Source organism: Methylobacterium sp. GXF4 (genome assembly GCF_000272495.1).
GTDB lineage: Bacteria > Pseudomonadota > Alphaproteobacteria > Rhizobiales > Beijerinckiaceae > Methylobacterium > Methylobacterium brachiatum.
The window spans coordinates 55,444-70,774 of sequence record NZ_AKFK01000061.1 but is presented as its reverse complement, the minus strand read 5'-3'; the positions used below and the strand labels follow the sequence as shown (position 1 = coordinate 70,774).

Annotated in this window: 14 protein-coding genes; 7 read left to right on the top strand and 7 right to left on the bottom strand. The window is 68.7% G+C overall.

Annotation, left to right across the window (positions count from 1 at the left end; all coding sequences use genetic code 11):
- Nucleotides 1-54: 54 nt before the first annotated feature.
- On the bottom strand, nt 55-339 hold the full coding sequence (locus WYO_RS14600) for a hypothetical protein (protein WP_007563721.1): 285 nt from the start codon (nt 337-339) through the stop codon (nt 55-57).
- A 452-nt stretch (nt 340-791) separates the two neighbouring features.
- Between WYO_RS14600 and frc the strand changes: the two genes are divergently transcribed.
- The 3 genes from frc (at nt 792) to WYO_RS14585 (ending at nt 4,352) form a co-directional block, all read left to right on the top strand.
- Nucleotides 792-2,069, top strand: coding sequence for a formyl-CoA transferase (frc, locus tag WYO_RS14595; RefSeq protein ID WP_007563720.1), 1,278 nt, complete (start codon nt 792-794; stop codon nt 2,067-2,069).
- Between the two features lie 120 nt (nt 2,070-2,189).
- The gene (locus WYO_RS14590; protein WP_007563717.1) at nt 2,190-3,122 is read left to right on the top strand and encodes a methionyl-tRNA formyltransferase; all 933 of its coding nucleotides are present in this window, start codon (nt 2,190-2,192) and stop codon (nt 3,120-3,122) included.
- 291 nt (nt 3,123-3,413) lie between these two features.
- A complete protein-coding gene (locus tag WYO_RS14585) occupies nt 3,414-4,352 on the top strand; it encodes an IS110 family transposase (protein WP_007563715.1) in 939 nt (312 codons plus the stop codon).
- 245 nt (nt 4,353-4,597) lie between these two features.
- Here the strand turns inward: WYO_RS14585 and WYO_RS14580 are convergent, their stop codons facing one another.
- Nucleotides 4,598-5,254, bottom strand: a complete 657-nt coding sequence (locus WYO_RS14580) for a class II aldolase/adducin family protein (RefSeq protein WP_007563713.1) — start codon at nt 5,252-5,254, stop codon at nt 4,598-4,600.
- Nucleotides 5,255-5,348: 94 nt separating this feature from the next.
- A complete protein-coding gene (gene oxlT / locus WYO_RS14575) occupies nt 5,349-6,626 on the bottom strand; it encodes an oxalate/formate MFS antiporter (RefSeq protein WP_007563711.1) in 1,278 nt (425 codons plus the stop codon).
- Between the two features lie 485 nt (nt 6,627-7,111).
- Here oxlT and WYO_RS14570 point away from each other — a divergent pair, with 485 nt between their 5' ends.
- From WYO_RS14570 to WYO_RS14560, 4 genes are all read left to right on the top strand, one after another.
- A complete protein-coding gene (locus tag WYO_RS14570; RefSeq protein WP_007563709.1) occupies nt 7,112-7,804 on the top strand; it encodes a GntR family transcriptional regulator in 693 nt (230 codons plus the stop codon).
- A 307-nt stretch (nt 7,805-8,111) separates the two neighbouring features.
- The gene (locus WYO_RS31570) at nt 8,112-8,264 is read left to right on the top strand and encodes a hypothetical protein (protein WP_007563707.1); all 153 of its coding nucleotides are present in this window, start codon (nt 8,112-8,114) and stop codon (nt 8,262-8,264) included.
- Between the two features lie 114 nt (nt 8,265-8,378).
- Nucleotides 8,379-9,452 carry an HD domain-containing protein gene (locus WYO_RS14565; RefSeq protein ID WP_007563705.1) on the top strand — a complete coding sequence of 358 codons (1,074 nt, stop codon included), beginning with the start codon at nt 8,379-8,381 and terminating at the stop codon, nt 9,450-9,452.
- A 116-nt stretch (nt 9,453-9,568) separates the two neighbouring features.
- A complete protein-coding gene (locus WYO_RS14560; protein ID WP_007563703.1) occupies nt 9,569-10,063 on the top strand; it encodes a CAP domain-containing protein in 495 nt (164 codons plus the stop codon).
- Between the two features lie 6 nt (nt 10,064-10,069).
- Here the strand turns inward: WYO_RS14560 and recJ are convergent, their stop codons facing one another.
- The 4 genes from recJ to WYO_RS14540 form a co-directional block, all read right to left on the bottom strand.
- The gene (recJ, locus tag WYO_RS14555; RefSeq protein WP_244424184.1) at nt 10,070-11,794 is read right to left on the bottom strand and encodes a single-stranded-DNA-specific exonuclease RecJ; all 1,725 of its coding nucleotides are present in this window, start codon (nt 11,792-11,794) and stop codon (nt 10,070-10,072) included.
- Between the two features lie 235 nt (nt 11,795-12,029).
- Nucleotides 12,030-13,427, bottom strand: coding sequence for an NAD(P)(+) transhydrogenase (Re/Si-specific) subunit beta (locus WYO_RS14550; protein ID WP_007563699.1), 1,398 nt, complete (start codon nt 13,425-13,427; stop codon nt 12,030-12,032).
- A gap of 4 nt (nt 13,428-13,431) precedes the next feature.
- Entirely contained in the window at nt 13,432-13,887 is a 456-nt protein-coding gene (locus WYO_RS14545; RefSeq protein ID WP_007563697.1) for an NAD(P) transhydrogenase subunit alpha, read from the bottom strand.
- A 24-nt stretch (nt 13,888-13,911) separates the two neighbouring features.
- Nucleotides 13,912-15,141 (bottom strand): Re/Si-specific NAD(P)(+) transhydrogenase subunit alpha, encoded by a 1,230-nt coding sequence (locus tag WYO_RS14540; RefSeq protein ID WP_007563695.1) that lies wholly within the window; start codon nt 15,139-15,141, stop codon nt 13,912-13,914.
- Nucleotides 15,142-15,331 lie beyond the last annotated feature (190 nt).

The following is a 15,331-nucleotide window of genomic DNA, read 5'->3' as shown; positions in this document are numbered from 1 at the left end:
CCCCCTTCAGGCCGCCCGCGCTTCTGGCGCGGCGCAACCGCCGAAAAACCGGATTTACGCCGCGGCCGGCCGCGCCGCATCCGCGGGCGGCTCCCGGAACAGTGCCGTGCAGCCCGAGCCGCGATGCATGCTGAGAATCGAGGCCCGGTCGATCTCGGGATGCGCCTTCAGGACCTTCTGCACGCAGCACAGCACGCGGTCGTACTGCGCGGCGTCGAAGTTCGGTTCCAGCGGGCTCACGGCGATGTAGGTCTCGACCACGAGCACGCGCTCCGCCCGGTCGCGATCGACATCGACGGCGATCCAGGAGGACTTGATCAGGCTAGTGCTGGCGAGCATGGGCGTTCCTCGTTCAGCGTTGTTGCGCGGTCTTCCGCGTCGCGGAGTACCGATTTTGGCGGAATGATGGACTGCCTTGAGACGTATGCCAAGGGGGCGGGACCCGGTTCCCCCTGTGCTCTGGCCCAGCCGCGTTGAGCCACAAAACTCTTGGGTCTAAGCTGATGCGTTGACCACAACCTTCGCGAGAGTTTCTTTGTACTCGCTTCCCGCTAATGGCATGTGGTATACAAACGTGAAGGCCCGCCTGAACGGGCCAAAGTGACGGGACCGCGATTCGACGGGGCCGCGTATCGGGAGGGAGTGTCGGCATGGTCCGTCCGCAAACACCAGACGCGCGTCCTCGGCCGAAGCGCAGCGCAGCCCCCCGGGCGGCGCGGCGCCCGTGAGACCGACCTGAACCGCCTCCCGACCCTGAATCCCGAAACCCGACCCGAGATCCGAGACCGACCATGAGCAAGGCCCTTGAAGGCGTCCGCATCCTGGACTTCACCCACGTTCAGTCCGGCCCGACCTGCACCCAGCTCCTGGCCTGGTTCGGAGCGGACGTGATCAAGGTCGAGCGGCCCGGGGTCGGCGACGCCACCCGCCAGCAGCTCCAGGACATTCCGGATGTGGACAGCCTCTATTTCACGATGCTGAACCACAACAAGCGCTCGCTGACGCTCGATTCGAAGAACCCGAAGGGCAAGGAGGTGCTCTGGCGCCTGATCGAGGAATGCGATGTCCTCGTCGAGAACTTCGCCCCCGGGGCGCTGGCCCGGATGGGTCTGACCTGGGAGAAGATCCACGCCAAGAACCCGCGCATGATCCTGGCTTCGGTCAAGGGGTTCGGGCCCGGCCGCTACGAGGAGTGCAAGGTCTACGAGAACGTCGCGCAATGCGCCGGCGGCTCGGCCTCCACCACCGGATTCCGGGACGGCATCCCGATGGTGACCGGCGCCCAGATCGGTGATTCCGGCACCGGCCTGCACCTGGCGCTCGGCATCGTGACGGCGCTCTACCACCGCACGCAGACCGGGCTCGGCCAGAAGGTCGACTGCGCGATGCAGGACGGCGTGCTCAACCTCTGCCGCGTGAAGCTGCGCGACCAGCAGCGCCTCGAGCACGGTCCGCTGAAGGAATACAGCCAGTTCGGCGAAGGGATCCCCTTCGGGGAGGCCGTGCCGCGCGCCGGCAACGATTCCGGCGGCGGACAGCCGGGCCGGATCCTGCGCTGCAAGGGCTGGGAGCAGGACCCGAACGCCTACATCTACGTGATCACGCAGGCCGCGGTTTGGGAGCCGATCTGCGACATCATCGGCGAGCCGGACTGGAAGACCGACCCGAACTACGCCTCCCCGAAGGCGCGGCTGCCGCATCTCAACGAGATCTTCACCCGCATCGAAGCCTGGACGATGAAGATGTCCAAGTTCGAGGCCATGGACATCCTCAACGGGCACGACATCCCGTGCGGCCCGATCCTGTCCATGAAGGAGATCGCCGCGGACGAGGCCCTGCGGGCGACCGGCACGATCGTCGAGGTCGATCACCCGACCCGCGGCCGCTACCTCTCGGTGGGCAACCCCATCAAGCTGTCGGCGAGCCCGACCGAGGTCGCGCGCTCGCCCCTGCTGGGCGAGCATAACGACGAGATCCTGCGCGACGTGCTCAAGTACTCGGCCGAGGAGGTCGAGGAGATCGCCGGGTCCGGCGCGATCGGTGCCGTTCAGAAGATCGCCGCCGAGTGAGGCCGACGGGCGATCCCGGGCCGCGCGTCCGGGATCGCCGCAACCGATCTGCACCACCACGCCGTCCAACCAGAACGAATCCGTCCCCGCTTCGGGGCCGGACGACGCCAGGGATTTCCCATGCGCATCGCCGTCATCGGTCAGCAGGATTTCGGCAAGGCCGTCCTGGACGCGTTCCTGACGCGCGGGGATACCGTGGCGGGGGTGTTCTGCGCGCCCGAGAAGGCCGGCGCCAAGCCGGACGTCCTGAAGACCGCCGCCCTTGAGAAGGGCCTCCCGGTCTTCCAGTTCCCGAGCCTGAAGAGCCCCGAGGCCGAGGCGGCGATGCGTGACCTGAATGCCGATCTCGGCATCATGGCCTACGTGCTGCAATTCGCCCCGCAGAGCTTCGTCACCATCCCGAAGCACGGGACGATCCAGTACCATCCGAGCCTGCTGCCGCGCTATCGCGGCCCGTCCTCGATCAACTGGCCAATCGCCAAGGGCGACCTGCAGACCGGGCTGACGATCTTCCGCCCCACGGACGGTCTCGATGAGGGCCCGGTGATCCTGCAGAAGACCTGCGAGATCGGCGCCGACGCGACGCTGGGTGACATCTACTTCGGCAACCTGTTCCCGATGGGTGTCGAGGCGATGCTGGAGGCGGCCGATCTGGTCGTCGCCGGCGAGCATATCGAGATCGACCAGGACGAGGACGCGGCGAGCTACGAGGGCTGGTTCCGGGCCGCGGAAGCCCAGATCCGCTGGTCGGCCCATGCCGACCAGATCTACAACCTGATCCGCGCGGCGAACCCGGCCCCCGGGGCCTGGACCACGCTCGACGGCAAGAAGCTCCAGATCTTCGACGCGCGCCTGCACCCGGTGCGCCGCCTCGGTGACGTGAAGGGCAAGCCCGGCGAGGTCATCGCCGTCGACGCGGACGGGTTCAGCGTCTGCGCGCAGGGCGGCCGGATCGAGATCCGCAAGGTCAAGCCGGAGGACGGCAAGAAGATCGCGGCCGCCGAGTTCGCGGCCTCCGGCGGCATCGCGCTCGGGCAGGTCCTCGGCCGCTGAGCGGGGCGGATTCGCGTTTTCCATGCCCATAAGGGCTCCGGGCTACACAGGTTTGAAGCACAGGCGCTGTTGTAGGCCGCGCCGCCCCCCCTTGTATCTGGCGGTCGGCCCTTTGGGATGGTGAGATGAGGGCTGCGCGAGGGTCGGTGGCCGCCGACCCTCGCGCGCGGTCTCTGACGCCCGTCCCCCCTCAGGCCACAACCGTGGGAGAGCTTTGGGACCGGAGGCCGCCTCGTCACGCACGACCGGACAGTCGCTGGACAGCCCGTCGCATGGACAAGGCAGGTTACCGTGACAGACATCATCTGTGGAGTGGATGTCGGCGCCGCCACGCTGGATGCCCGCATTGGCCGCCACGGTCCGTGGCGACAGGTCGCCAACACCCCGGACGGCCATGCCGAACTCGCGACGTTCTGCCGGGAGCATGGGGTCGGCTTGGTGGTCATGGAGGCCACCGGCGGGTACGAGCGGGCGGTGTTTGGCGCGCTCTGGGCCGAGGGCCTCCCGGCCGCGATCGTCAACCCGCGGGCCGTGCGCCGGTTTGCCGACGGCATGGGCGTCCTGGAGAAGACGGATCGGATCGATTGCGGGATGATCGCCTGGTACGCGCAGACCAAGGCAGTCCGCCCCACCCCGCTGGCCGCGCCGACCCAGGCCCGGCTCACCGCCCTGGTGGTGCGCCTGCGCCAGCTCACGGCGCTGAAGGTCGCCCAGGCCAACCAGGCCCGCCTGGTCACCGAGCCGGCGGTGCTCGCCTCGTTCACCGCCGTCCTGGCGGCGGCCGCCGGGCAGATCCGGGCGCTGGAAGCCCACATCGCCCAGGCCATCGCCGACGATCCGGTCTGGGCGGCCCTGGACCGGACCTTCCACACGATCAAGGGCGTGGCCGACCGCACGGTGGCCCATCTCATGGCCGAGATGCCCGAGATCGGCACCCTGTCCAACAAGGCCGTGGCCAAGCTCGCCGGGCTGGCGCCCATCGCCAACGACAGCGGCCGGCGCGCCGGCAAGCGCCCGGTGCGCGGCGGCCGCGCGGGCGTGCGCGGCGTCCTGTTCGTCGTCGCCGAGATCGTGCGCCGGTACGAGCCTGACTTCGCCGACCTCCACCATCGGTTGAGCCAGGCCGGAAAGCCCAAAAAGCTCATCCGCGTCGCGCTCGCCCGCAAGCTGCTCGTGCGCCTCAACGCAAAGGCCCGCGATATCCGACGCGACCTCGCAATCGCCCCTTGACCCGACAGACAGTCGCTCTCCCGAGCGGGAGAGGGTTGGGGTGAGGGATGCGACCTCTCCGGAAAACCCTGGTCCCTCACCGTGTCCCTCTCCCGCACGGGACAGGGGACCCGCGCTTTCTGCGCCCACGGGTTGATCACGGTTCCGTTCGAAACCTGTGTAGCCCGTAGCCATGAGGGGGAGGAGAGCGCGTCACGCCTTGAATGGGCCGGGGCGTGAACGTTGCAGATTGTCTGGGCGGCGGTTCAGCCTTTGTCGGCGGCGTTGAGCCCGTAGCCGCGGAAGCGCTCCACGGTGCTGTTGATCTCATGGTCGGACAGGATGTTCGGGGCGCCGACCTGGAGCGCCACGGCGTATTGCCAGCACAAAGTCTCGAGCTCGACGGCGAGCCACAGCGCCTTTTCCAGGCTCTCCCCGGCGGCGATCATGCCGTGATTGGCGAGCAGGCAGACGTTCCGGTCCTTCAGCGCCACCAGAGCGAGTTCGGATAGCTCGGCCGTACCGTAGGGCGCGTAGGGCGCGCAGCGCACGTTCGGGCCGCCGAAGGCCGCGACCATGTAATGCACCGCCGGGATCTCCCGCCCGCACAGGGCGAAGGCGGTACTATGGATCGGGTGGGCGTGGACGACGGCGCCCATCTCGGGTCGCGCCGCCAGGATGTCCCGGTGGAAGCGCCATTCCGAGGACGGCTTGAGCCCTGCCGGGTGGGTCCCGTCGAAGGCCAGGGGCACGATGTCCTCCGGGCGCATGCGCGCCGTGGGCAGCCCCGAGGGCGTGATCAGGAGGCCGTCGCGGAACCGCACCGAGACGTTGCCCGAGGTCCCGCGGTTCAACCCCTGCGCGTCGAGATCCCGCGCCGCCGCCACCACGCTCGCGCGTGCGTTCCGCTCGTCCGTATCCATGCCCGATCCTCGGATGAACCCGGTACCGGGTACGCGCGAAGGCCCGGCGCCGTAAAGCCGGCGCCGGGCCTCCTGTCGATCGCTCGGATGCGCCTTACTGGGCGAGCACCGGCGCGAGGTTCGTCTGCGGCGCCTTGGTGTAGGCCGCCCGCATCGGCTTGAGCACGAACAGGGCCAGGAACGCCGCCAGGATGTTGAGCCCGGCCGCCACCAGGAACACCGTGTGCCAGCTGCCGGTCATGGTGGTGAGCACACTGGTATAGGGCACGATGAGCGCCGCGGTCCCCTTGGCCGTGTAGAGCAGGCCGGCATTGGTCGCCGCGTATTTCGAGCCGAACGTGTCGCCGCAGGTCGCCGGGAACAGCGAGTAGATCTCACCCCAGGCGAAGAACACCAGGCCGGTGAGCAGCACGAAGGCGATCGGGTTCTCGCCGAACTGGCTCAGCGCGTAGATGCCCAGGCCTTCGATGGCGAAGGAGATGAACATCGTGTTCTCGCGGCCGATATGGTCCGAGACCCAGCCGAAGAACGGCCGCGTCACGCCGTTGAGCACCCGGTCCAGCGTCGCCGCGAAGGTGAGCGCCGGCAGCGTGATCCCGAGCAGCGAGACCGGGACGTCGGCGATCTTGAAGTCCTTGGCGATCGGCCCGAGCTGCGCGGTCGCCATCAGGCCGCCGGCGGCCATCATGACGAACATGGCGTACATCACCCAGAAGATCGGGGTGCGCACCATCTCGCCCGGCTTGAAGTCGCGCTTGGACTGGCTGACCCGGGCGACATCCGGGACCTGGCCCTTGACCGGCGAGCGCAGGAACAGGGCGATCAGCATCACGATCAGGCCCTGGCCGATGCCGAAGTAGAAGAACGCGGCCTCGTAGCCCTGAGACTTGATCATCGCCTGGATCGGCACGACCGTGAGCGCCGAGCCGGCGCCGAAGCCCATCGCGGTGATGCCGGCCGCGAGACCGCGCCGATCCGGGAACCACTTGAGGGAGTTGCCGACGCAAGTGCCGTAGACCGCGCCCGCACCGGTGCCGCCGATGGCCGCGGCCACGTACAACATCGTGAGCGACTCCGCGTAGGAGTTCATCACCCAGGCGATGCCGCAGAGCAGGCCGCCGAACAGGGTGACGATCCGCGGGCCGTACTTATCGACGAACCAGCCCTCGATCGGCACCAGCCAGGTCTCGGTGACCACGAACAGCGTGAAGGCGACCTGGATCGCGGCGCGGTCCCAGCCGTGCCGCTCCTGCATTGGGTTCACGAAGAACGTCCAGCCGTACTGCATGTTGGCGATCATGCACATGCAGACGACGCCGAATGTCAGCTGGAGCCATCGGCCCCGCCCAACCGGTTTGGTGGTCTCGGACATACGCTTCCCTCCAGATTGGATTTATTATTTTCTCTCGAACGCCGGCTGTGTTTATGGCCCGGCGGAGCCGCCCTTGGCAGTACAAAGCGCGCGACGTGCTTTGAAAAATTCTTGTCTGGCGGACAAATGAAGTCTCGGCGGTTCCGCCCTTCACCGCCGAAAGGTCTCTCTTGCGCCCCGCTGGTCTACGGTATGCCAGCAGAATGGTGCTGAGGTCCGGCGAGTCTGTCAATCGATCCTGCACAAAAATACACGAATACGCCGCAGGATTACCGCGGCTTGTCAGACGTGGGCCGAATTTTCGGCATTACCGTTCCGGAAAGGGCCGATCATGGCCGGCGTGTCCGGGAACCTGCCGACGAGCGCTCTGTGGAGTCGCCGCGCATTTGGCTAGGATCGGGAAAAGGTTTGGGCTAGTTCGTTTTATGAGCGCACGACAGACAACACGTGCGAGAAATTATGGGCATGGGCCGACTGGACGAGGCATGTCGAACTCTGAACCGTTGAGCGTTAAACCGATCGTCGCCAGCTCGAGTTTACGGACCCTGGCTTATGAAGCGCTCAAGACTGCTATTACCAACATGGACATCTACGGGCGGCCCGATGAGGTCCGGCTCGACGAGCGGAAACTGTCGCAGGATCTCGGGGTCAGCCGCACGCCCGTGCGCGAGGCGCTCACCGTGTTGGAGCAGGAAGGGTTCGTCCGGTCGGAAGCGCGGCGCGGCGTCTTCGTCATCAAGAAGAACAAGCGCGAGATCGTCGGCATGATCCACGCCTGGACGGCGCTGGAGAGCATGGCGGCCCGCCTCGCCTGCACCCGCGCCACCGACGCGCAGCTGCGCGCCCTGCGCGAGTCGTTCCCCGAATTCTATGAAGGGCAGCCGGCCGAGCACATCGACGAGTATTCGGACGCCAATATCCGTTTCCATCAGCGGATCATCGCGCTGGGCCATTGCGAGCCGATCGCCGAGCTCACCAGCAACCTGCTGATGCATGTGCGGGGGATCCGCAGCACCGCGCTCCGCCAGGGCGATCGGGCCGAGCGGTCGATCCGCGAGCACGTGGCGATCATCGCGGCCCTGGAAGCGCGGGACGCCGACAAGGCCGAGCGGCTGGTGCGCGAACACGGCCTCGGCCTGGCTCAGCACGTGGACACCTACGGCGACTACTTGGACTGAGCGCCACGCCCGGCCGGAGCCTCCGTCGAACCCCGGATGCACCGCCGGCGACACCGATACGGCGCCTGCACGGCCGCGCTTGCAGCGCACCATAGGCCCGCCAAATCACTGATCGTTTGGTGCTGGCATCAAGCGGGTTTCGGGCCAGGGTCGGGCACCGAGGCCGGGCTTTCGCCCATGGTTCCCGTCGCTTATGCGTCCGAAACATGAGTGGCATTCGGCATCTGGTATACCAGTTTGCGGTGCGAGATGGCATCTCTGGCATCGCAACATCGCGTGGCCATTCGGGCCGCACCGGAGCCTCACCATGATCGCCAGCTTCCTCGTCGTGTTCGTCGCCCTCGCCGCCTGCCAGGCCCTGCTGGCCGTCAAGCTGGCCGACGTCCTGAGCCCGGCCTCCGATGCCGGCAAGGTCGCCACGCAGCAGACCCGTCAGGACGGCGCCGTCAGCCTCGCCTGAAGACTGCTATTCCGGCGTCTATACGCTGGCAAACTGCGTAGGGTTAACGCTTTCCTCAAAGGTTCCCGCTAAGGTCAACGGATCGTTGACCATGCGGGCGAGGGAGCAACCGCGTTGGCCCTCGGCACCTCTTCGCGGACCACGAATGGTCCGTTCGTCCTGCTGATCTCGGATCGCCCCACGGAACGGGCCGCCCTGGAACGGGCCATCGCTCTGGTGATGGATTGCCGGGCCGTCCCGGCAAATGCGGCGCTTCCACAGGGCCGGCCCCATCTCATCGTCCTGGATCTGCATCCGGCCCAAGCCGCGGCTCTCGAGCCGGCGCTGACCCATCGCGGGCTTCCGGTCCCGCGTCTCGTGCTCGTCCGCGGCGAGCCCGCCAAACCGGCCCCGCACCTGCGCCAGCTGCCCGCCGCGGCCCCGCGCCAGGTGGTGCTGGCCAACGTCTTCGCAATGATCGAGGCGGTCACCCGCTCGGCGGAGACGCGCCGGCAGAAACTCGTCGGGCAGGTCTCGGACGCCACCGCGATCGTGTCCGAGCTGTTCGACAGCGCGGCCCTCGGCGCCGGTTTGCAGCGCGCCGATATCGAGCGCGGAACCGATCTGGTGCTCGCCGCCGTCTCAGAAGCCGGGATCACGGCGTGGCTCGCCGAAGTCTGGCGCCACGATGTCGGGGTCTACCAGCACACGCTCGGGGTCGCCGGCCATGCCGCGAGTTTCGGTGCGCAGATCGGGCTGGGCCGGGTCGATCTCGGACGGGTGGTCCGCGCCGCCCTCCTCCACGATATCGGCAAGTGCCGCATCCCGAGCGAGATCCTGAACAAGCCCGGCCATCTCGATCCCGAGGAGTTGCGGCTCATGCAGCGCCATCCCGTCATCGGGGCCGACCTCCTTCGGGCGCAGGGCACGTTCGAGGACGAGGTCATCGACGTCGTCCTGCATCATCACGAGCGTCTCGACGGGACCGGATACCCGGATCGGCTCTCTGGCCGGACGATCTCCGATCTCGTGCGGATCGTGGCGATCTGCGACGTGTTCTCGGCTCTGACCGAGCGCCGCGCCTACCGGAAGCCCGCGAGCCCCGCCGAGGCCCTGGCGATCATGACTGACGGGGTGGGCCATCTCGACCCCGACCTCCTGCGGGTCTTCGCGCCGGTGATGCTCGGGGGCGACGCCCTGGCGGCGTGAGTGCCGTGGCCGCGGCGCCACGGTCCGGCGTCGCGGCACCGGAGCCACCACCGGCGCCGCGGTTTCGCCGCAACCGAGCCGGAGGGAGACCCATCCCCTCCGGAATCCCTGTCCCCGTGTCGAAAATCCTTCCCGCCTTCGCCGCCGCCCTGTCGCTATCGCTCGCCGGTTGCAGCGGCCTGTCCTTCACGCCCGAACCGACCGTGGAGAACGCGACCCATACCGCGATCCTCGACGAGGTCGCCGCCGCGGCTGCGATCTCGGCCTACCGGGTCCAGCACGGGCTGAGCCCGGTCATCGTCGACACCGGCCTGGTGAAGGCCGCCGCCTTCCAGGCCGGCAACAATGCCCGGCACGGACAGCTCAGCCACGATGTCGGCGGCAGCTTCACGTCACGCATGGCCTCGGCAGGCCTGGCGCGGTCCTACGCCGCCGAGAACCTCAGCGCCGGCTCCGAGACCTTCGAGCAGGTGCTTGCCCGCTGGAAGGCCAGCCCCGAGCACAACAAGAACATGCTGCTTCCGCAGATCCGGCGGATCGGCATCGCCCGCGTCGATGCCCCGAACACCCGCTACAAACGGTTCTGGGCGCTGGTGATGGCCGGCGGCTGAGCGGTCTCAGCCCTCGGCCGGCGCCAGATCGATGATCCGCAGCTGCGCCCGCTCGGCACCCCGCCAGCGGTCGCAGGACAGCGTGCCGGCCACATGCATCTCCTGGCCGATCCCTTTCAGCAGCGCCTGCCCGAGCGGCCGTTCGGCCGCCCGAAAGCAGATCGCGCCGACGGCCTGACCGTCGCGGCTCCGCAGCCGGGCGCGGACATGGCTCGACCCGACCACCGCGGCATCGACCAGCCGGTGCCGGCCCAGCGCGAAGACCGGCTCCGGCGCCCCCTGCCCGAACGGGCCGGCCCGCTGCAGCAGCCGGACGGTCTCGGCGGTGGCGCCGCCGGCGCTGAGGCCGCCGTCGATCATCAGGGCGTCGGCCGCACGCGAGACCGCGACGCTGGCGCCGAGCAAAGCGGCGAGATGCGTCTCGAAACGCGGGATGTCGTCCGCCCGCAGGGTGACGCCCGCCGCCATGGCGTGGCCGCCGCCCTTGCTGGCGAGCCCGGCCTCGACGCAGGCACGGACGGCCAGGCCGAGATCGGCGCCGGGGATCGAGCGTCCCGAGCCGGTGGCGGTGCCATCGGGCCGGATCGCGAAAGCGAAGGCCGGCCGGTTGAAACGCTCCTTGAGCCGCGCCGCGATCAGCCCGACGATGCCGGGATGCCATTCGGCATTGCCGGTCACCAGCACGGCCCGGGCGGGGTCGAGGGTCAGGGCGCGGTCCATCTCGGCCTCGGCCTCGGACACGGCATGGGCCTCGATCGCCTGGCGCTCGCGGTTGAGACGGTCGAGATCGGCCGCGATCCGGGTCGCCTCGACCGGATCCGCCGTGGTGAGCAGGCGCGCGCCGAGGGCCGAATCGCCGATCCGGCCTCCGGCGTTGATCCGCGGCCCGAGCACGAAGCCCAGATGCCACGCCTCGGGGGGCTCACTGAGCGAGGCGGCGTCGAGCAGGGCGGCCAGACCGGTGCGCCCGCGGTGGCGCATCACCGTCAGGCCCTGGGTCACGAAGGCGCGGTTCAGGCCGATCAACGGCACCACGTCGGCCACCGTCGCCAGGGCGACGAGGTCGAGGGCGTCGGTCAGGGGCGGCTCCGGGCGATCCGGCCCGAAAAAGCCCTCCCGGCGCAGGGCGCGGTTGAGGGCGGCCAGCGTGAGGAACACGACGCCCGCGGCGCAGAGATGGCCGAGCCCCGACAGGTCGTCGAGCCGATTGGGATTCACCACGGCCCGGGCCGGGGGTAGGAGCTCGGCGGCCGCGTGGTGATCCAGGACGATCACGTCGAGGCCCAGCTTCTCGGCCTCTTCCAGCGGTCCGTGGCCGCTGGTGCCGCAGTCGACGCAGACCAGCAGGGTCGCGCCCTCGGCCGCCAAAGCAGTGATCGCCGCGATGTTGGGGCCGTAGCCCTCGGTGATCCGATCCGGGATGTGGATCGGGGCCCGGAGGCCGAGCTGACGGAGATAGCCGGCGAGCATCGCGGCGCTGGCCGCGCCGTCGACGTCGTAATCGCCGAACACCGCGACCACCTCGCCGCGGCGGATCGCACGGACCAGTCGGCGCACCGCCGCATCCATGTCGAGCAGCGTGTCCGGATCCGGCATCAGATCGCGCAGGCGCGGCGCCAGATGGCGGGCCGCCTCGTCCGGCGCCACCTGCCGGCCGGCCAGCACGCGCGCCAGCAATTCCGGCAGGCCATGCGCCTGGACCATCTTGGCGATGTGATTCTGCACCGCCATGCCGGCGCAGCGCTCCTGCCAGCGCCGGCCGGTCACGGAGGCGGCGACACCGAGGAATGGCGGCGGATCGGCGAGCAACGAGGCGGCGGCGGCGGACACGGGCGGCACTCTACACCGGGTCGGCGTCAGAATCGCGGGCGCCACGGCAACAACGACGGCGCTCGACGCGGGGCCGGCAAAACAAAAGGGCGGGCATCGCTGCCCGCCCCCTGCCCCATCCGATTTTCGGCTGGTCTCAGAACGCCTTGAGGATGTTGTCGACAACCTTCTTGGCATCGCCGAACAGCATCATGGTGTTGTCGCGGAAGAACACCTCGTTCTCAACACCGGCATAGCCCGAGCCCATGCCGCGCTTGATGAACAGCACGGTCTTGGCCCGCTCCACGTCGAGGATCGGCATGCCGTAGATCGGCGAGGCCTTGTCGGTCTTGGCGGCCGGGTTGGTGACGTCGTTGGCGCCGATCACGAAGGCCACGTCGGCCTGCGGGAACTCGCCGTTGATGTCCTCCAGCTCGAACACCTCGTCGTAGGGCACGTTCGCTTCGGCGAGCAGGACGTTCATGTGGCCCGGCATGCGGCCCGCCACCGGATGAATGGCGTATTTCACGTCGACACCCTCCTTCTTCAGGAGGTCGGCCATCTCGCGCAGGCTGTGTTGCGCCTGCGCCACCGCCATGCCGTAGCCCGGGACGATGATCACGCGCTCGGCGTTCTTCATGATGTAGGCCGCGTCGTCGGCCGAGCCCTGCTTGACCGGGCGCGTCTCGACCTGGCCCGGGCCGGCCGCGGCGGCGTCGCCACCGAACCCGCCCAGGATCACCGATACGAACGACCGGTTCATCGCGTGGCACATGATGTAGGACAGGATCGCGCCCGAGGAGCCGACCAGGGCGCCGGTGATGATCAGCGCGAGGTTGCCCAGGGTGAAGCCGATGCCGGCCGCGGCCCAACCCGAATACGAGTTCAGCATCGACACGACGACGGGCATGTCGGCGCCGCCGATCGGGATGATCAGCAGGCCGCCCAGCGCGAAGGACAGCAGCACGATCAGCCAGAAGATCGCCTTGCTCTCGTTGCCGATGAACAGGACGAGCAGCAGAACCAGGGCGACCGCGAGGCCGATATTGATGAGGTGCCGCTGCGGCAGCATGATCGGCTTGCCGGACATCCGCCCGTCGAGCTTGGCGAAGGCGATGACCGAACCGGTGAAGGTGATCGCGCCGATGGCCGCGCCGAGCGCCATCTCGAACAGCGACTGCTTGTGGATGTGGCCGTTCTCGAGGATGCCCACCGCCTGCGGGGCGTAGAGCGTCGCCGCGGCGCCGGCCACGGCCGCCAGGCCGACCAGCGAGTGGAAGGCGGCCACGAGCTGCGGCATCGCCGTCATCGGCACGCGCTTAGCGATGACCGCACCGGCGCCGCCGCCGATCCCGATGCCGAGGATCACCAGGATCCAGGCGCCGAACCCGGCGGGCGGATGGCCGACCAGGGTGGTGAGCACGGCCAGAGCCATGCCGATCATGCCGTAAAGGTTGCCCTGGCGCGACGTGGTCGGGTGCGACAGCCCCCGCAGCGCCATGATGAACAGGACGCCGGCGACGATGTAGAGAAGGGCGGAGACGTTCTGGGACATCGTCTCAGGCCTTCTTCTTGTACATGCCGAGCATGCGCTGGGTGACGAGGAAGCCCCCGAAGATGTTCACGCTGGCGAGCACGATGCCGAGGAAGCCGAAGGCGCGGGCCCAGCCGGTGCCCTTCTCCAGCAGCGGAACGCCGGCCGCCAGGAGCGCGCCCACGATGATCACCGACGAGATCGCGTTGGTCACCGACATCAGCGGGGTATGCAGGGCCGGGGTGACCGACCAGACCACGTAGTAGCCGACGAAAATCGCCAGGACAAAGATCGCCAGCTGGAAGACGAACGGGTCGACGGCGCCGCCGGTGGCAGCGCTCAGCCCGTGGCCCATGCCGGCGGCGATCGCCTGGGCCTGGTCGGCGGCGTTGCGTGCGACCTCGGCCGCGGCACGCGCGGCATCGGCCAGCACGCGGGTCTGATCAGCCGCCTGATCGGGAGGGACGACGACGTTTGCCATTCTGCTTCTCCTCTCGACCGATCTTCAGTGCGCGCCCGACGGGGCCGGGGCGGCCTCGGCCTTGCCGGTCTCCGACTTCGCCAGGCCGACCGCTGCGGCCTCCGAGGCTGGGCCATCGGTCTTCGCCTGGAAGGAGGCGTGAACCACGGAGCCGTCGCGGGTCAGGTTGGTCGCCTTGACCAACTCGTCGTCCCAGCTGATCGCCAGCGCCTTAGTCTCCTTGTCGATCAGCGTCTCGACGAAGGCGTAGAGGTTGCGCGCGTAGAGGCTCGAAGCCGTGGCGGCCAGGCGCCCCGGGACGTTGGTGTGGCCGACGATCTTCACGCCGCGATCGGTCACCACGACCTCGCCCGGCTTGGCGCCGGCGACGTTGCCGCCGCGCTCGACCGCGAGATCGACCAGGACCGAGCCCGGCTTCATCGAGGCGACCATCTCCTCGGAGACGAGCTTGGGCGCCGGGCGGCCGGGGATCAGCGCCGTCGTGATGACGATGTCCTGCTTGGCGATGTGGCCCTTCACCAGCTCGGCCTGCTTGGCCTGATAGCCGGCGGACATCTCCTTGGCGTAGCCGCCCGCGGTCTCGGCCTGCTTAAACTCGTCATCCTCGACGGCGACGAACTTCGCGCCGAGCGATTCGACCTGTTCCTTGGTGGCGGGGCGCACGTCCGTGGCGGTCACGACCGCGCCGAGGCGCCGGGCGGTGGCGATGGCCTGGAGGCCGGCGACGCCGACGCCCATGATGAAGACGCGGGCGGCCGGCACGGTGCCGGCGGCGGTCATCATCATCGGCATGGCCCGTCCGTACTCGGCGGCACCGTCGACGACGGCTCGATAGCCGGCCAGGTTCGCCTGCGAGGACAGCACGTCCATCACCTGGGCGCGGGTGATGCGCGGCATCAGCTCCATGGCGAAACCCGAAACCCCGGCCTCGGCCATGGCCTTCAGCGCGGCCTCGTTGCCGTAGGGATCCATGATCGCGATCACGGTGGCGCCGCGCTTGAGCAGCGACAGCTCCTCGCCCGCCGGGCGGCGGACCTTGAGGACGAGATCGGCATCGCGCGCCGCATCGGCGGCGCTGCCGGCGATCTCGGCCCCGGCCGCTTCGTACTCGCTATCGAGGATCCCGGCCTTCAGCCCGGCGCCCGCCTGCACGGTGATGTCGGCGCCCAGCGCCTTGAACTTCTTGACGGTCTCCGGAACCGCAGCGACCCGCGATTCCGCAGAGTCCGTCTCGGACAGCACAGCAATGCGCATGCGAGGCTTCCCCTGAATAAGCTTGGCCTCTCGAATGCGCGAACCGGCACGGCTTTTCGAGACGCGAATGAAGGTTGCGCTGATGGAACCAGAGCGAATGTAACCCGTGGCATGTCGCTTGGACTGCCACGCTTCAATGCGTCATCGGACCGCTCGAGCCCCGGGCGCCGCATCGCGCCCTGAAAGCCGG

What these genes read in the sequence shown, in the direction of transcription:
- recJ (WP_244424184.1), bottom strand. Translation starts at nt 11,794, where the DNA reads ATGGCGGTGCAGAATCACATCGCCAAGATGGTCCAGGCGCATGGCCTG.
- WYO_RS14580 (WP_007563713.1), bottom strand. Translation starts at nt 5,254, where the DNA reads ATGGATACGGACGAGCGGAACGCACGCGCGAGCGTGGTGGCGGCGGCG.
- WYO_RS31570 (WP_007563707.1), top strand. Translation starts at nt 8,112, where the DNA reads ATGATCGCCAGCTTCCTCGTCGTGTTCGTCGCCCTCGCCGCCTGCCAG.
- oxlT (WP_007563711.1), bottom strand. Translation starts at nt 6,626, where the DNA reads ATGTCCGAGACCACCAAACCGGTTGGGCGGGGCCGATGGCTCCAGCTG.
- WYO_RS14600 (WP_007563721.1), bottom strand. Translation starts at nt 339, where the DNA reads ATGCTCGCCAGCACTAGCCTGATCAAGTCCTCCTGGATCGCCGTCGAT.
- WYO_RS14550 (WP_007563699.1), bottom strand. Translation starts at nt 13,427, where the DNA reads ATGTCCCAGAACGTCTCCGCCCTTCTCTACATCGTCGCCGGCGTCCTG.
- WYO_RS14540 (WP_007563695.1), bottom strand. Translation starts at nt 15,141, where the DNA reads ATGCGCATTGCTGTGCTGTCCGAGACGGACTCTGCGGAATCGCGGGTC.
- WYO_RS14545 (WP_007563697.1), bottom strand. Translation starts at nt 13,887, where the DNA reads ATGGCAAACGTCGTCGTCCCTCCCGATCAGGCGGCTGATCAGACCCGC.
- frc (WP_007563720.1), top strand. Translation starts at nt 792, where the DNA reads ATGAGCAAGGCCCTTGAAGGCGTCCGCATCCTGGACTTCACCCACGTT.
- WYO_RS14570 (WP_007563709.1), top strand. Translation starts at nt 7,112, where the DNA reads ATGTCGAACTCTGAACCGTTGAGCGTTAAACCGATCGTCGCCAGCTCG.
- WYO_RS14590 (WP_007563717.1), top strand. Translation starts at nt 2,190, where the DNA reads ATGCGCATCGCCGTCATCGGTCAGCAGGATTTCGGCAAGGCCGTCCTG.